Here is a 17,257-nt window from a genome sequence, read left to right as displayed (position 1 = left end):
CGTTACGAATCCAGTAACCCTTATTCGAGCAAAAAGGATCGTTTAAAAAAGCTAATGAATTCCAGTAGCGTTTTTCCTCTTAAAAGCTCACCATTCCGCCAAAAAACTACTGCATAACGCCGGCTGAGCTCGTTAGATTTTTAAAGTAGCCAATTTCGTGAGTATAAGCATCATACAGTTCGTTAACTAGTACAGATGGATTGTGCCCGCAAGTGAATTGCATTTGCTTGGGGGACAGTCTTATGGCTGCCCGTTACGAACCCAGTAACCTTTATTCGACCAAAAAGGTTCGTTTAAAAAAGCTAATGAATTCCAGATGCCTTATTCCCCGCAAAAGCTCACCATTCCGCCTAAAAACTACTACATAACGCCGACTGAGCTCGTTAGATTTTCAAAGTAGCCAATTTCGTGCGTATAAGCATCATACAATTCGTTAACTTATGACAGATGCTTTGTGCTCATAAGTGAATTGCATTTGCTTGGGGGGACAGTGCTATGGCTGCCTCGTTACGAATCCAGTAACCCTTATTCGAGCAAAAAGGTTCGTTTAAAAAAGCTAATGAATTCCAGTAGCCTTATTCCCCGCAAAAGCTCACCATTCCGCCAAAAAACAACTACATAACGCCGACTGAGCTCGTTAGCTTTTCAAAGTAGCCAATTTCGTGCGTATAAGCATCATACAGTTCGTTAACTTATGACAGATGGTTTGTGCTCACAAGTGAATTGCATTTGCTTAGGGGGACAGTCCTATGGCTGCCCCGCAACGAACTAAGTAACCCTTATTCGACCAAAAAGGTTCGATTAAAAAAGCTAATGAATTCCAGTAGCCTTATTCCCCGCCAAAGCTCACCATTCCCCCTAAAAACTACTACATAACGCCGACTGAGCTCGTTAGCTTTTCAAAGTAGCCAATTTCGTGCGTATAAGCATCATACAGTTCGTTAACTTGTACAGATGGTTTGTGCTCACAAGTGAATTGCATTTGCTTGGGGGGACAGTGCTATGGCTGCCCCGTAACGAACCCAGTAAACCTTATTCGACTAAAAAGGTTCGTTTAAAAAAGCTAACGAATTCCAGTAGCCTTATTCCCCGCAAAAGCTCAATATTCCGCCTAAAAACTACTACATAACGCCGACTGAGCTCATTAGCTTTTCAAAGTAGCCAATTTCGTGCGTATAAGCATCATACAGTTCGTTAACTTATGACAGATGGTTTGTGCCCGCAAGTGAATTGCATTTGCTTAGGGGGGACAGTCCTCATGCCGAAAAACCCTTCAGTTCCACATACGGTGGTGGACGGAAGGGTTCTTGGCTTGAATGGGGCAATGGGCAATCTCAATCATTTGACTTACGCGACCAGCCACGATGAATCTTGCGGACGGCAAACAGATAAATGATTAGCGGCGTGGGCATTTGGATGATGCCCCAGATGCCCCAGAACCAAGGATAACGGGCGCTGCGCTTGCGCGCATCAACGAACAACCAGGTGCTTTGACTGAGCAAAAGGATCGCCAAGCTGATCCAAGCCCATAGAGGCAATACGTTCCAATTGGGATTATTCATGCGAATCCACCTGCTTTCGAAGGAGTAACCATGCTAGTGGAGCGACTAACGCGGCAGCTTGCAGCAAAGTGAAGGCGATTGGCTGAGCAGTCGCTGTTACATACAAGAGATATAGCAGGACAAGCGCGCCCAGCCAAAGTTTGAGCAAATCGCTCAGCAGCTTCGAGCGTTGTTTCTTTGTTGTCGCGGCTACTTGTTGTTCGAACCAAGATGCGGTAGGGGAAGTGGAGGGGAACATGCGATCGAGCGTGCTCAACCCTTCTTTTAGCGATTGAACGATTTGTTCATCGCTGGGCCCCCCATCTTGCTCAACTCGCACATGCGCCTCAGCCACGCCACTCCGCTGCAATTTCCCGGCACGCCCATCAGAAGCAGCCTTCTCGCCCTGGGAAGGCGGTTTCTTGCTTGTATCCATTTAACCCAACTCCTTCCGTACTTGTTTCAACGCATGATGCACCCTAGATTTGGCGGTGCCTTCGGCGATGGCGAGTATGCTGCCGATTTCTTCATAGGTGTAGCCATAATAATGTTTCAGAATGAGCGGGATGCGACTATCCTCGGATAGTTCCGATAAAGCATTCAACACATCAGGCCAATCCTCATGCTGATTCCCTGCCTGCCACTGCATGTAGCGCAAGGACTGCTGCTCTTCCTGCCACAGCTTTTCGCGTTTGCGGCGCCGGCCTTGATCAATGTACAGGCGAGTGGCGATGGTCATGAGCCAGGAAGAAAACTTGGAGGATTTCTCTTTGTAGAGCGATATTTTCTCGATACTTTTGATCATCGTTTCTTGCGTGAGATCTTCGGCCATGGCCGGATGCATCGTAATTTTCAACAAATACTTATAAACAAAATCATAATGCAGCTGGAGCAGCTGAGACAGTGCGGCATGGTCTCCCCGCAGAGCCTGGCGAATAAGTTCATGCTCTTCCAAGTGTTTTCGACCATCCCCTCTGTCCGTTTGAATGCTTAAGTAATACGCACAGCTCCGTTGAATCGTTCACAGTCTGTAAAATATAGCTTTAATTATTTATTAGCTTACCACTTCCGCCAGAAGGCATGTATAATGACAGCAAGATCGATATTTGGAAAGTGGAGGACAATCTATTGAAACAAGGCATTATAGCGAGAGATGGCCTTTCACCTCAGGAGCTGAAGGAAGTTCGGAAGCTTTGGGAGGTATGCAATCGTCAGGAAGATATTGAGATTAAGTTGAACTGGAGCACTTTATCGGATCGCCCGCCTGGGGTGACGAATGACTTTTTATTTTACCAGAATGACCGCATTGTCGGGTTCTTGGCCATATATAGTTTTCTGTCTACGGAGGTGGAAATTAGCGGAATGGTACATCCGGATGCTCGGCGGCAAGGGGTTTTTCGCCAATTGGTCCATAATGCCATAGCGACCTGTCGACAACGACAGATTCCTAAGCTGATTTTCATTAATGAACGAGGCGCTGAGAGTGGTAAGGCGTTCTTAACGAATCTGGGCGCAACGTATAGTTTCTCTGAGCATGTGATGGAGCTTAAAGGGACTGCACCTGTGCTTTCACCTGCCGCAGGCGAGTATATTTCGATACGCTTGGCAAGCGAGGCGGACACGGAACTGCTGGTGAAGCTGAATATAGCGGGGTTCCAGATGACGGAGCAGGATACGAGAGAGTATGTTAGCCAGACGATTAATGGCGAGAAAGAACGGACCTGGATTGCGGAGGTTGGCGAGTCCAAGGAGCCAGTGGGCAAAATTGGCGCTATGATAGAAGCCGAGGGCACGGGGTTTATCTATGGTTTTTGTATGCTGCCAGAGCATCGTTCCAAGGGGTACGGACGTCTAGTGCTTAGTCAGACAATTGCCGAACTGCAGGAGCGGGAGCAAGCAACCTACATCAAGCTTGAAGTAGCTGTGGAAAATGAGAAGGCACTTGGTCTCTATGAATCCTGCGGGTTCAGAACCAAGAATGCGAATGACTACTATGAATTAATTCTTGGCTAAAAGGAAAAGGATAGAGCGGCAGCTTGCGCTGCGTTCTATCCTTTAATTTATATGTTTTGGAGCGATAGAGGAGTTATCGTTGCGGCCCCGCGCGAATGTAAGGGAACGTCAAGCCTTTATTTTGTCAAAAAATGTAATTATAGGGATCTTGAGGGAACTATAGGGCGCTATTTGTTCCTTTAACAGGATTTGTCGCTTGTAAGAGGCTCATCTCTGAGGGGCGAAGCCGGTTCATCAATGATAAATAAGTTCAGAAGATCCGCTAATGATCGTGCCCGTATTTTGCCCCAAGCAAATCTCTTTCATAGATCCAGGCTTATCGAAGTTAAAAACATGAATGGGAATGTGATAATCTCGGGCCAGAATGAAGGCGGATTGGTCCATGACCTTCAAATTGTTATGGATGACATCATTGTAGTGGAGTGATTTATACTGAACGGCCTCTTTATGATGTTTGGGATCTTTATCGAAGACGCCGTCAACGCCTTGCTTAGCCACGAGAATGGCTTCGCAGTTGACCTCGATGGCTCGTTGGACCGACGGATAGTCTGTCGTGACAAAAGGCTGCCCATTGCCGCCGGCGAAGATGACGATGTATCCTTTCTCCAGGTGATGAATGGCTCTAAGCCGGATAAAAGGTTCGGCCACGGAGGCGATTGGAATGGCGGTCATGACGCGTACTTCCGCTTCGGTCTTCGCTTTCAAAACGCCGCGCAGCATAAGGCTATTAATAACTGTCGCCAGCGTACCGATATTGTCGGCTTCAGCTTTCTCGATCCCCCAGCTTTCCCCCATATTGCCGCGGAAAATATTGCCTCCGCCGATGACTAAGCACACCTCGACACCTAATTGAACGACCGTCATAATCTCATTCGCAATGTGATCCAGCTGCGTGGGATCGAAACCAAACTCGCTATTGCCCGCGACAGCACCGCCGCTCAGCTTGATGAGGACCCGTTTGTACCGCATATCCCGTTCTCCCTTCCAATGAGAAAATCTGCGAAAAAAAACACTAAGGCAATGAATGCTTTAGTGTTTCCGTTAAAATTTATTGTACCTGAATCACGAGGATGAATGCAATTTCTGCGGCACACGCATGTGTACGATCAGTCCAATGATCACGAGGAGCAAGAGGGAGCCCAGCGCTACGCGGCTAGCCAGGTTTCCATAGGAGGCAAGCGCCCACGTAATCGATCCGTATAGAGCAGGACCGACGATAGATGACACTTTTCCAGAAAAGGCGAATAGTCCGAAGAACTGGCCGCGCTTCTCCTCCGGTGTTAATTGCACGATGAGCGTCCGTGATGTTACCCACATAGCGCCCATGGAAACGCCGTACAAGCTGCCTGCGACCCAAAATAAGCTTTGGCTAGTAGCCAGCGATGCTATGGCGATAGCGATAATCAGGATGAAGGCAACGATCGTCACAGCTCTTTTGGGGCCGAGGCTGCGGGTCACATAACCGAAGAGGAACGAACCTATAATGCTAGATATCGTAGAAACCAAATAGAGCAGAATGAATTGTCCGGTTGTGAATCCCATGACCGTGTTCGCATAGATAGCCATCACCGCTATGGCGGTGGCAATGGCATCATTGAAGAAGAAGTAGGCGATCATGAATAGGAAGGCTGCCTTGTAATTTCGTGCTTCTTTGAATGTAAGCCAGATTTCCTTATACCCGCTGAGCAGCGACTTTTTCTCACCTGCCGCTTGAATAGGCTTTTCTTTGTAGAAGAGCATGATTGGCAGGGAAAAGAGCAGGAACATCAGCGCGCTGGGGATGAATGTGTTCTCGAACTGATTCCCGTTAATCAAAGGGTAGACGACAAGTCCGACTAAAGTTCCCACGTAGCCAACGGCTACGCCAACACCGGAAATAATCGGGATTTCGCGTGTATTGCCCAAGTCCGAGATCATGGAATCGTAGAAGATTAAGCTGGAGTTGTAAAAGAATTTGGCGATCATAAAAAAGACAATCACGCCTAGTACGGATGTGTTGAGCCCCAGCCACTGCTGCTCCGTATCCCATATAGCCGAGGCTCCCATAAGCAGCGTGGCAGCTATGGCGATCAAGGTAAAAGGGATCAGATAGGCTTTCTTCTTGCCTGTTCGGTCGATCCAAACCCCGAATAACGGCGAGAGCAGCACGAGGAAGAAGCTGGATATCGCGTTGGAGTAAGTGATGAAGGTGCTGGCGATCTGATTCAGTTCTTCGCTTTTGCCTAACGTTTCTTTGAGGTAAAAAGGATAAAAGACAGTTACGATATTAGAGGAGAAAATCGTATTCGCGAAATCGTACATCGCCCAAGCGAAGATGGGCAAAGAAAAGAGCAGGGTCCAGACATTGCGTGCCTGTCTTTGGTTAGAAGCGTATTCAGGCTTTGCCAATGGATTCACACCTTCCCGCATATACTTATATTTATCTAGTATATTGGCTGCCAATCAGGGAAATCCCTCTCCCTTTACAATAAAAAAAACTCTCCATCCGAGAAGCCGGAAGGAGAGTTTTACTGATTTTAGGAGTCTGAATGCGGCTTCTTGATTTCGACCTCGATCATATCCATATTTGCTTTCATTTCGATGATATCAATACCGTTGCGCTGCAGGGTTGTGGATAGCGAGGCTTGATCTTGAGTATGGAAGACGTAAGCATTGCTCTGCTTGGTTTCCAGCAAGTGCTTCGCCACCTGAACGAGTCGCTCCATGGAGAAAGGCTTTTTGAGATACTTTTGAATATCTTTCTCATGATAATCATGCGGCTGGTCCAGCGCTGTTGAAACGATCACAGGCGTTTGATAATACACGGGATGATGGGATAGATCAGCAATGAAATCCCAACCTGTTTTGGAACCTTCCAGATGAATATCGACGATGAACAGTACAGGCTCTCCTATACAGCGGCTTAGCGCGATAATGCCTTCTTCCGCCGAACGCAGCTGGATAGAGGGAAGGTTGAACTTATTCAAAGCGACTTGAATCAGCTTGGCTAGATCATCATCATCTTCGAAAATAACAATTTTCCCATCCATCGTGGATATGTGGAATTGATCAAAGACGACGCGGAACGTCGTGCCTTGCCCCATCTCAGACGTATAGGAGATTTGGCCGTTATGACCTTCGACAATTTCTTTGACAATTGCAAGGCCTAACCCCGTACCGCCAATTTGTCGGCGATCAGAATTGTCGACACGGAAAAATTTCGAGAACATTTGCCCTTGTGCTTCCTCTGGAATGCCAAGACCGTAGTCCTGCACCGATACGATAACTTTCCCTTGTTCCATGGTCAGTCGAATATCGATACGGTCTGCGCCCGGTGAGTACTTGATGGCATTGCTGATCAGGTTGTGGAACACTTGACGCATCCGATCCGCATCGGCGCGAACCCATAGCTCATCTTCCTGCTGATGGATAAGGATGCGATGGTTCTGCTTATCCTGCCATTGATCGGCAATTTCCTGCGCCGTCATCACCAGGTTAATCGGCGAGAAGTGATACAGCTGACGACCGGATTCCATACGCTGCAAGTCCAAGAAATCGTTAATTAAATTCGATAGGCGATGCGCTTCTTTGTAGATGGTCTCCATGTATTTCTTCTGTTTATCTTGCGATAGCTCACGATGCAGAAGGATCTCAATGAATCCGAGTACGCTGGCCAGCGGCGTCCGCAGTTCGTGAGAAACAATGCTGATGAACTCATTTTTCATTTCATCAATACGTTCTTCTTCGGTACGGTCGCGGAATACGAACAAGAAGCCCTGCTGTTCCGTATCTTCACTTACAACGGTTGCGTACAGCTCCGCATATTGGGGCTGCTCATCCAACATGAAGCTGAAACGCTGCGTCATATGGGAATGAGAGCCGTCAATTAGGGCCTCAATGGATGTAGCAACGCCTATGAAGCTTGTTGTTTCAACCGCGATTTCGTGACAGCTGTCAACCAAATTCTCGCCGATTCGTTCGTTCAGGCCGAAATAACGGTTCATGCGATGATTGGAGAAGAGAATGGTGCCGTGGGAGTCACACATCATCATGCCTTCGTGAGCGGATTCCAAAATATTTTGAATCAAATCACGCTGTCCTTCAATAAGCTGTTTCTCCGCCGTCAGTTGGTCATTCAGTGCAGCCAAATTGGCTGCTTGTTTGAGTCGTTCATCATTCATTACTTGGGAATAGAAAGCTAAGCCGAACTGGCGCACCAAGCCTTTGGTCAGGCGTTGATTGCTCTCGTGAAGATAGGAACTCTGGTAGCTGGTTAACAACAAGAAGCCGATGACCGACTGTTTATCATCAAAAAGCGGGATATACTGGTCGATAGCCCGTATCATGCTGCTATGAATCCCTTGTTCATGCCCTGACACATCGCGTGTGTGATAGATCGGTATGCCTTCATCAAATACGCGTTTCGCAGGACCAAAAAGCTCCTTCTGATGTTGGTTAATGTGATTCTTGGGATATCCAATGGAATGAATAACTTCATAGGCAGTGTTATCTTCGTCCTCAGGACGTTCCAACACGACCAAAGCGGCATCCTGGGCCAATGAGTTGAGTAAGGCTGGCAGGGTTTGCTTCAAGAAATCTTTCAGCTCTACATAACCGGTTAACTTCTCCTGGTAGGAGGAAATGAGTTCCAAGTCGCGCGCTCTCTCAGATAATTTGGCCAAGGTGACCTGCTGTTCTTCCTGCTGAGCGATAATCTCTTCATTCTGCGTCTCCAGGCTCTCTGCCATATAGCGGTAGGTTTCCTCGCTTTTTCGCAGTTCTTCCTCCGCTTGAATAGCTCGAAATGAGATGAAGATAGATAGACTGCCTGCGATCAAAGCAATAATACCGCCGACGAGTGTAATCATACGGGAGGTTTGACCGGCTTTCAGTGAGGCTGTGTAGGCATCTGATGTAATTTGATCGATGGTTTTCTCGATACTGGTATGAATCACGCGATAGCGGTCCATCATCGTTTTGCCTGCCGCTATTCGAGCTTTGGCTTCCTCGCTTTTTCCGGCGCGTACCAATTCTAATTGCGAATCATAATGCCTCTGCAAATTCGTAATAGCAGGGATGGCTTGCGTATCCATAATGAGCTGTAATGTCGGATATTTCTTATCATAGATGCGAATATTGTCTAAATCTTCTTCCAGTTGTTTTTTTCCCATTGTATAGGGCTCTAGATATTGTTCAATGGAAGTTAGCTCGAAACCACGAATCGCTGTTTCTTGATTGAGTAAATCCGTCAATAAACTGTTCGTTGTAGTAGCAATAGGAATCGATTCATTCACTATCGCATTATTTTCGTTTTCCATATTCCGTGATGCAATGTAGTTGGAGACACTTACGAACGCGAGTAAGACTACAATTAGGATAACGTATAGCAGAGAGATTCGAGATTTCGTGAATGTCTTCATAAACGAAGGGTCACCTAGATTCTAATAGGATGGGATGAAATGTATGTAAATTCGACAAACACGAACAAAATCCTCTAAAAAACGATAATGTTATGTTTTCTTCCATGAATCCATTGCAAGAAATGTCGATGTCGTTTACAATACTATTCATTAGAAGATTGATGTTATGTTTGAGAACATTAATCTTTGCTTGAGGAGGGCGCACAACCGTGCAGTTTAAAGACAGCAGGATTCCGCCAAAACACGAAGTACGTCCATTTTTCCAACCTATCCTTTCCCTGCAAAGCCAAGAAATTATTGGTTACGAAACATTGGGAAGACGGGTACGGGAAGATCAGGTAGAGAGTTTAGGCCCATTTTTCAAAGATCCCGACATTGCGGAAGATGACCATCTTCTCATTGATCGGTACTTGAGAGAGAGGGCGATTGAGCGGATCGCTAGCGTCGATGACGAGAGTTCGCTGTTCATTAACTTAAAGCCGTCATGGATTTACAGAACTTATAAGCGGACGGGCGTTCTACCAACTATTGAATTATTGAGGAAATACCAAATAAATCCAGCGCGTATCGTAATTGAAGTAACCGAAGAAGAGTTTACCGGGAAGCTTCAGGAGCTAACACAAATCGTAGAGTTATATCGGCAATTCGGCTGTACGATTGCGATTGATGATGTGGGCAGCGGTTTTAGCAATTTCGACCGGATAGCCAGCTTGCAGCCCAAGATCTTGAAGATTGACCTTAATATTTTGAAAAAGAGCGTCATTCACGCTGGCTACAAGGCTTTGATGCAATCCTTCTCCATCTTGGCGGCTCAAATGGGCGCCTCGCTCCTCGTCGAAGGCGTCGAAACGAAACAAGAACTGCACAGCGCGCTTCAAGTTGGCGCTAGATATGTGCAAGGATTCCTCTTCTCGAAAGCAGAACCTGATTTCCAGAACAAAGCTATCTTCAAAGCTATGCTGAAAGAAGAGATGAACATCTTTGGCCAGAGCGAATTCCAGCGTTACAGCCGTATCTTGGCTATTCATCAGAGCCTGGATGCGCTCATTCATGATGCCGTTCGAATCGCAACCCCGGAAGATGCGGATCATGTGATCGAGAACATGATCAATAACGTTCCAGATAATTGTATACGAATGTACATATGCGTAGGAGACGGCTACCAAATCTCTTCTAATTATACCCGCAAAGAGGAAGCTTGGAGCAAAGATGAGAACTACCGCGGGGCGAACTGGACGTGGAGGCCCTATTTTATTTCCAATATCCTCATGATGAACCTGCAAGAGCAGGGCATACTCTCCCAAGCCTATACGGACTTGGATACGTCGCATCAGATTCAGACTTACTCCTGTGCTTTGGGGGAGGGGTATTATTTGTTTTTGGATCTGGTCATTTAATTGTAACAAAGACTCACGGAGGCTTTCTGTGGGTCTTTAAGTGTTATATTACCAAATACTTAGTGAATGACAAATCCGTAGAAACCTTTTATTTGAACTTCGCTGACGCCTGGGGCATTGATTTGAATGCAGACAGCCGGTGGATGCAGGAAAATGGGGCTACGAATCACTGGATTGGGTTTGTGGTTGGCTTTAATGATATGCCAGAAGCGAAGAAAATTCCGGGCTTTCATTTTCAAGTTACGAAGCCGCCTGTGTTACATAAAGGAGATAAAGCTTTAACCGATCGTCAACAGCAGATTACGGTGCCTTGGGCATGGGCGATCAGTAAAAACAACAAAAATGTGGACGGTTCTGCCAAGGCGCTTTATCGTATAGGCGCGCAACCTTTGCTCGGCTTCCGACATGATCCACAGTATGAGAAGGCTTCATGCGTAAGTGTGGATAGCTGCAAACAACTGTTCAACTATGTAGACAATAATTATTTTAGAGATGCAATTCCAATTTTGAAATATTCCGATGCGGATATGGATGATTATAATCGGATTACAACGCAAATTAATACGTATGTGGATGAAATGCTCAGCAAGTTCGTGGTTGGTCAAGAACAGCTTAGCAAATTTGTAGTTGGAAAAAATTCAAAATAAAGCCTACGCGAAGTACAAAGAATTAGCTAAGTAAGTAAAATATAAAGCGTATTTTACCGTGTAGACGGTGAAATACGCTTTTTTGCAAGCCTGGCAAGGTTGGTTCCCCGAGGCCAGGCTTGTGATTAAGAACCTTAGCCGCTTACTTCATTTCCCAGTTAGTCACTTGGACAACCGCTGCATCGGCGTTTTTCAAATCGGTTTCTCCATTTTTCAGAAGCGTGCTCCACTGCTTGACGCGATTCTTGCCATTAGGAGGTTGGTTATAGTCGTTGGTATCCACAATTAAGGTGCGTTTGGCGTAGAAACTCGTCATGAAGGTCTTCTCGTCTTTACTCGTGCCAGAGCGCGAAAGTACACCCTCGAGACTGCCTGAATCCCCGGTAGAGCCTTGATTTAGCGCTGTATCGACAAAGGAGCCGATCGTTAAAGCGGAATTGAAACCGCGCTGACGTGCCTGCTGTACGCTATATTTAATATACACGTCATAGAAGGTGCTCCAGATAGCATCTCGCCATTTGCTATTGTTCTGCAAAGCATTTATCTTACTAACGAAGGTTTTCTCGTTGTCCGTAATTTCCAGAATGGCACCTTTCATAGTTCCATGGACGCCCGCTCTCGCCAGTCCGCCCTGAATAGAAGGGTTGCTTGCTCCGCTGACTTCGTCATATTTCTTGAACAAGGCAGGACCATCCGGATTCGGATCGTTGGCTCCGCCCGTTGTAGCGCCGAAAATACCGATAGTGTAACCGCGTCTATCCGTCAGCTTCTCGCAATAACCATAAAACTTGGTCCAATCCAGTGAATCTTGCTCAGGTTTGTTGACAAGCTTCATGATATTGTCCCATTGTTCACCGTCAAGGCCTGTATTGGCCATCAGAAATTGCAGCGTTGCCGGCGAGAAATTAGCATCGTGCGGGTTTGCTGCAGCAGCCAATGTCTCCGAGGCAGGATTCCCTTCGGCAAAGGCATGCGGTTGAAGCGGGACTGCGGCAGTGAGCAAAGTTGCAATAACGGAAGTGCCTACCAGGATCGAAAAGAGTGATTTCATCTTACCTTTAGCTGATTTTAAATTGGACATTGTTCATTCCTCCTAAGATCATATATAAGTTGTAAGTATCAGTTCTTTTCCTTGCTCAGAAAGTTGAAGCGCTTTAACTTTTGGGCGTAAAAACTCTTCTGTCTTGGGTAGTTTAGTGCAGGAAATCATCTTCCTCCTTCCTGAAAGTATAAACGTTTAAACATTTGGCATGAAAGCGATATCATCAAGTTGAAGGATGACCGATCACTTCCTTAATTTACCATAGGTAAAGTCAGATGGAAAGCATTATTTTCGATACGTTGGTGACATCTTTAGGGTGAATCCATCGATCTAGCTAACAATGCTGGGGTTTGACCGTCGCCATGCGTCGGCTGCAACGCGCGCCCAGGATGGAGCACTTCTTTTCCATGATGGTTGATGCGCCAATGGGAGGGCAGTACTTCTCTGTGTGGTCGTTCGTTGGATAAATCCATTAGAATGGCGCTTTCGGCAGCGGAGAGCGGGCCTCCAGTGGATAAATCCACTGGAATTGCCCAAATTGAGGATTTCACAGCGACATTGGCAATTTTCATTGGATATTTCCAGCGTAGGCAGCAAAAGGGTGCCCATTTACTTAAAAACACTGTATTAATCCAATGTAGCTTGAGGCTCCTTCAACGCAGAGTATCGAACTAATGAATAAAGCCCCACGCTATCTGCGATGAAATAGCACCGTGGATAGTGTGGGACTTCAATATCTTACTAGGACAAAGACAAATTCTAAGCCTCGACCCACTCGCGGCGCAGCGAGAACAAATCGCGCAGCTCGTCGGTCGACAGCTCGGTAATCCAGTTCTCGCCGGAACCGACGATCTGCTGACTGAGGCCGAGCTTGCGCTCGATCATCTCATCGATGCGCTCCTCCAGCGTGCCAAGCGTGACGAACTTGTGCACCTGCACATGGCGCGTCTGGCCAATACGGAAGGCGCGGTCCGTCGCTTGGTTCTCGACGGCGGGGTTCCACCAACGATCGTAGTGGAACACGTGATTCGCCGCCGTCAGGTTGAGTCCGATGCCGCCGGCCTTCAGCGAAAGAATGAACACATTGCGCTGTTCTTCCGCCGGCAGGCTTGCGTCCTGGAAGTGCGCGATCATGGCATCGCGCCCCGCTTTGGGTGTTCCGCCGTGCAGGAACAACACCTTCTCGTCAAGCTCTTGCTGCAGCACATGCTGGAGCAGGTTGCCTGTCTCTACAAACTGCGTGAAGATCAGGCATTTATCACCTTCCTGGCGCAGCTCCTGCACCATCTCGAGCAGACGCTCGAGCTTGTTGGAGCGTCCGCTCCATGGGGCGCCAAGCCCTTCCTTGAGCAGCAAAGCAGGGTGGTTGCACACCTGCTTGAGCTTCGTAAGCGCGGCGAGAATAAGGCCGCGCCGCTCCATGGCCGAGAGCTTATCCAGCCGATCGAACATGTCTTGGATGTAGTTCTCATACAACGAGCCCTGCTCGGCTGTAAGCGAGATGAACGTCTTGGACTCGTTCTTTTCCGGCAGATCCAGCTGAATCGCGGGATCCTTCTTCTCCCGACGCAGCAGGAAGGGACGGATCAGCTTCTGCACTTTGCCAATCGTCTCGCTATCGCGTGTCTTCTCGATGGCATTCACATAGCGATGCGTGAATTCACGAACCGTGCCGAGATATCCGGGGTTGGCGAAATCGAAGATCGACCACAACTCAGTAAGACGGTTCTCGATCGGTGTTCCCGTCAAAGCAATACGGTGGAAACCGTCCAGTCGGCGAATGGCCGAGGCTTGTTTCGTGTACGCATTCTTGATATTTTGAGCTTCGTCCAAACAGATCGAGTTCCAGGTTATTGCGCCCAGTTCACTCTCATCCAGATGGGAAAGCGTGTAGGATGTCAAAACCAAATCGGCCTTGCCAACGATCTCCTCCTGAAAAGCAGGTCCCTTCAAGCGCTGAGGACCATAGTGCAAATGCACCTTCAAAGACGGCGCAAAGCGCTTGAGCTCCATTTGCCAATTGCCCAGTACAGAGGTCGGGCAAATGAGCAATGAAGGCGTAACCGGCTGTTCGCTCTCTTTGACCGTGAGCAAGTAGGTGATCCACTGGATCGTTTTCCCGAGTCCCATGTCATCGGCCAAACAGCCGCCTAAGCCGAATCGGCGAAGGAATAACAGCCAAGAAATCCCGTCCACTTGGTAGTGGCGCAGCGATCCTTGGAAGCTGGGCGGAGGCTCGATAGTAGGAATCGCCGAGGTCTGGGTCAACTGATCGACCATGTGGCGCAGCTGTTCGTTCAGCTCGACCTCCATCTCGATGTAGCGCATCGCGTCGGGATCGTCTTCGGCGGGCAGCAAGCCTGCGGCATCTCCGGCAAAGTGCAGTTCAAGCACATCGCGGAAGGAGAGGCCCTGCTTCTTCTGCACCTGTTTCATAATCTGCTCGACCTGCGCCATGAACAGCGGGTCGAGCTGAATCCAGTTGCCGCGAATCTGGATCAGCTTGCGCTTCTCCGCGAGCAGTTGACGGAATTCCTCTTCCGTCAGCTCGAGATCGCCAACAGCCAGCTTCCAGTCGAACTGCATCAGCTGGCTGAGTCCGAACATCGTCTCCCGTCCAGAACCGACGGAAGACTTGATCTTCGCGCGCAGCTTAGGCCGCAGCTTGCGGATGCGCTCCCACCAGGCCGGGAGGAACACACTCGTCCCGGCCTCTACAAGCCGCACGCTTCCCTCTGCGAGGAAGCGCCAAGCCTCCTCCTCCGTCAATGTCTGACGGAGGATGCCTTCACCCGCATCCAGCCACGGCAGGATGCGGACCCACTTGGCCGCGTCGCGTTCGACGCGGCCGATCTCGGGCAGCCAGGCCTCCGGCAGCGGCTGCTCGCCAACGACCGGCTCGCCGCCGGGCGTGACGGTGCGCAGCACCTCCGGCGCCAGCCGGTCCTGCAGCAGCACGCGGAGCTGCCAGCCTGCGCTGTGCGCCAGATCGGGCTCCGTGAGCTGCACGCAGGTGCGCATCGGCGTCCGGTCCTGGCGCCATCCGATGGCGACGAGCCAATCCTCCTCGTCGAGCCACAGATCAGCGCCAATCTCGCCGCGGCGCATCAACGGATACGCGGCTTCGAGCTTGCGCAGATTGTCTTTCATGATCCCATCGGCGTCCACCCACTCGGGGATGAGGGCGTGAACCCACCGTGTAACCAGGGGGGATTCCAAGGCTTGCAGGTCATCTGGAAGCTGGAGCTTCCAGCCGATCTCGCCGGCTTTCCATTTCTCATAATCCGGCATGAAGCTGCCGGAGGCCAATGCCTCTTGAACAGCCGGCGCCAAGCGAATTAGATCCGCGCAGTCCTGCTGCCAGCTTAGCTGCAGATGCTGCACGGGTTGCGGGTCGCTGAAATAGTCGAGCGCTTCCAGCGGTCCCAGCTCAATGCCTTCGCGATTCTGCCATTCACTCGGTTCCATGAAGGTACCGAAGAAGGACGAGCGATGCCAGGCAAAGAGCATGTTTTTCAAATCAAGAGCATCCCAAATTCCGCCGTTCTCGCGGGTCCCCCAGAGAAATAAAGAACCGTTTGGCAAGGAGCTAACGTGGACGGTCAGCGCACTGGTTTCGATCATCGAATCCATTTTCCTTTCTTGAGCTCTTCTTGGAAAGCACGCAAGCGCGAAAATTTATCCGCCAAGCGATACACATAGTGCTCCCAGCGATCATCTTGGCCTAGCTGTTTATAAAGGTTGTGCAGCTTCTTCAGAAGCCTTACAGCCGTTTTGTAAGAAGCTCGGTTTTTCTCCAGAACAGCCCGTTCAGCTGCTTGATGATACAGCGGGAGAAGCAGCGCGGCATCATGTTCTTCAATCGCTTTAAGCTCCATCCCATATAAGCTAAGAGGCGAAATGCGGTTCGCCAACTGCAAATCGACCCATTGCCGATACCGTTTCGTTTGCAGGAGGTAAGCCGTGTAATAGTAGTAAGAACGAGGCAGCAGTGTCTCCATGACCTGAACCCACTCGCTGTCCGAGTCCAAATGTTTGGTTGTATCCAGCCAGAACTGGCAAAACGTGCGGAAATCGTCGTGATTGGCATTCGCGATCGACTTGAACAGAAAGCGAAGCCACACTAACATGAGATCCCATTGTTTTTGGTTGTAATAGTGATTCAGGTAGAGGAAATAATCCTTGGAACTCGGCTGAGCGAGTTGGCCAAGACGTTCGAAAGCGCTATCGGTATCGCCTTGGATGATGTCAAAATGGGCCCTTGCGGCAATTAACGTATCCTTCTTGCGGGCGGTGAGCTCCTTCTTGGCAAGCAGAGTGTCCAGACGCTGGATCTCTTCTTTTTGCGCTCCTGCTTGAGCCGTCAGCTTCCACCAGATGAAGCGGTAGACGAACAGCCAGTCAATGGGGCTATCCTTGCCTTGCAGGGCGAATTCGCCGAGCATTTTGAGGGTGGCCAGCCAGTGCTTAGGCTCTGCCAGGAAGGAAGCCGGAATGTCGATGCGGTCGACGAATTCAACCAGCTTATCCTCGCAGTTCTTGGCGGCAATTTTGCAGCCATTTTCGTGATAAAAGGATAAGTAGGAGCTCTTCGTTTCCTGATAAAACTGCTCGATCTTACGCATCATGAAAAGTACGATATGACACAAGTAAATTTCGCGGGTCGTACGTTTCCAATTCGCGGCGAAGGGCGGCAGAGACTCCAGCGCTGAGTCATAGAACGTCTCAATGGAATGTTGATGGGAAATGGAGAATCCATGAAATTTCCCCTCGAAGAAACGATGCCAGTCGATAGGCATCGTTTCTTCCATAGGTACGTTAGCCTGTGCAGCAGCTTTCCGTTCCTGCGCCAATAAGGCGCTGCGGATCGGCTTCTTGCGCGTGTTTATTTGTTGTTTTAACTGTTGAAGCACCAGTTCCGGACGGCCATAAGGGGCGTAAAGGCTGAAAAACGTCGCGCCTATATGCTTGCAAAAGCCATCGTAAGAACAGCTGCACTCGCTAGTTGAAAAATTTTCTAAATTCAATGTCGTGGTATGGACCTTCTTGCCAGCGACAGTTGCCTGAATGCTAGTGCCCTTCAGGTCCACTTCGGTCACACGACCTTTATGATAGTACTCCCAGCCCTGTTCCAGGACGACAGCATCGAAATGCAGCGGGATTTGCTTGATTAGGTAGTTCATTCGATTTTTGGGAATCTGCAGTTTCAGCATGTGTG

13 protein-coding genes are annotated in these 17,257 nt (G+C 48.8%); 3 read left to right on the top strand and 10 right to left on the bottom strand.

All coding sequences use genetic code 11. The annotated features are described in order from the left end of the window. Positions 1-1,334 precede the first annotated feature (1,334 nt). From IEY34_RS24510 to sigY, 3 genes are read right to left on the bottom strand one after another with little or no spacing between them, the layout of a single operon-like run. The gene (locus tag IEY34_RS24510) at positions 1,335-1,562 is read right to left on the bottom strand and encodes a sigmaY antisigma factor component (RefSeq protein WP_189016253.1); all 228 of its coding nucleotides are present in this window, start codon (positions 1,560-1,562) and stop codon (positions 1,335-1,337) included. Continuing rightward, positions 1,555-1,977: a DUF5345 family protein gene (locus tag IEY34_RS24505; RefSeq protein WP_189016252.1), complete on the bottom strand. Its 423-nt coding sequence runs from the start codon at positions 1,975-1,977 to the stop codon at positions 1,555-1,557. The genes IEY34_RS24510 and IEY34_RS24505 overlap by 8 nt, the downstream gene beginning before the upstream one ends. After that, positions 1,978-2,496 (bottom strand): RNA polymerase sigma factor SigY, encoded by a 519-nt coding sequence (gene sigY / locus IEY34_RS24500; RefSeq protein ID WP_189016251.1) that lies wholly within the window; start codon positions 2,494-2,496, stop codon positions 1,978-1,980. Between the two features lie 173 nt (positions 2,497-2,669). Here sigY and IEY34_RS24495 point away from each other — a divergent pair, with 173 nt between their 5' ends. Next, positions 2,670-3,554: a GNAT family N-acetyltransferase gene (locus tag IEY34_RS24495; RefSeq protein WP_189016249.1), complete on the top strand. Its 885-nt coding sequence runs from the start codon at positions 2,670-2,672 to the stop codon at positions 3,552-3,554. Positions 3,555-3,788: 234 nt separating this feature from the next. Here the strand turns inward: IEY34_RS24495 and pyrH are convergent, their stop codons facing one another. The 3 genes from pyrH to IEY34_RS24480 all read right to left on the bottom strand — a co-directional run bounded on the left by pyrH (position 3,789) and on the right by IEY34_RS24480 (position 8,953). After that, positions 3,789-4,523: a UMP kinase gene (gene pyrH, locus IEY34_RS24490; protein WP_189016247.1), complete on the bottom strand. Its 735-nt coding sequence runs from the start codon at positions 4,521-4,523 to the stop codon at positions 3,789-3,791. Between the two features lie 93 nt (positions 4,524-4,616). After that, entirely contained in the window at positions 4,617-5,963 is a 1,347-nt protein-coding gene (locus IEY34_RS24485; RefSeq protein WP_189016268.1) for an MFS transporter, read from the bottom strand. A gap of 107 nt (positions 5,964-6,070) precedes the next feature. Then, positions 6,071-8,953 (bottom strand): ATP-binding protein, encoded by a 2,883-nt coding sequence (locus tag IEY34_RS24480; protein ID WP_189016245.1) that lies wholly within the window; start codon positions 8,951-8,953, stop codon positions 6,071-6,073. Positions 8,954-9,162: 209 nt separating this feature from the next. On the opposite strand from IEY34_RS24480, the gene IEY34_RS24475 reads away from it, so the two are divergent. Both IEY34_RS24475 and IEY34_RS24470 read left to right on the top strand, forming a co-directional pair. Continuing rightward, on the top strand, positions 9,163-10,350 hold the full coding sequence (locus IEY34_RS24475; protein ID WP_189016243.1) for an EAL domain-containing protein: 1,188 nt from the start codon (positions 9,163-9,165) through the stop codon (positions 10,348-10,350). 92 nt (positions 10,351-10,442) lie between these two features. Beyond that, positions 10,443-10,997 carry a type 2 periplasmic-binding domain-containing protein gene (locus IEY34_RS24470; protein ID WP_189016240.1) on the top strand — a complete coding sequence of 185 codons (555 nt, stop codon included), beginning with the start codon at positions 10,443-10,445 and terminating at the stop codon, positions 10,995-10,997. Positions 10,998-11,139: 142 nt separating this feature from the next. Here IEY34_RS24470 and IEY34_RS24465 read toward each other — a convergent pair whose 3' ends face one another. From IEY34_RS24465 to IEY34_RS24450, 4 genes are all read right to left on the bottom strand, one after another. Then, on the bottom strand, positions 11,140-12,078 hold the full coding sequence (locus tag IEY34_RS24465) for a chitosanase (protein WP_189016238.1): 939 nt from the start codon (positions 12,076-12,078) through the stop codon (positions 11,140-11,142). Positions 12,079-12,350: 272 nt separating this feature from the next. Next, positions 12,351-12,611, bottom strand: coding sequence for a hypothetical protein (locus IEY34_RS24460; protein ID WP_189016236.1), 261 nt, complete (start codon positions 12,609-12,611; stop codon positions 12,351-12,353). A gap of 187 nt (positions 12,612-12,798) precedes the next feature. Then, complete coding sequence (locus IEY34_RS24455; RefSeq protein ID WP_189016233.1) at positions 12,799-15,672, bottom strand: DEAD/DEAH box helicase; 2,874 nt, start codon at positions 15,670-15,672, stop codon at positions 12,799-12,801. Continuing rightward, complete coding sequence (locus IEY34_RS24450; RefSeq protein WP_189016230.1) at positions 15,660-17,252, bottom strand: SWIM zinc finger family protein; 1,593 nt, start codon at positions 17,250-17,252, stop codon at positions 15,660-15,662. Before IEY34_RS24450 ends, IEY34_RS24455 begins: the two co-directional genes overlap by 13 nt. Positions 17,253-17,257: the final 5 nt, after the last annotated feature.

The organism is Paenibacillus marchantiophytorum (assembly GCF_014640555.1).
Classification (GTDB): Bacteria; Bacillota; Bacilli; order Paenibacillales; family NBRC-103111; genus Paenibacillus_E; species Paenibacillus_E marchantiophytorum.
The sequence above is the reverse complement of the archived record's forward strand: the minus strand, read 5'-3'. Positions and strand labels throughout refer to the sequence as shown.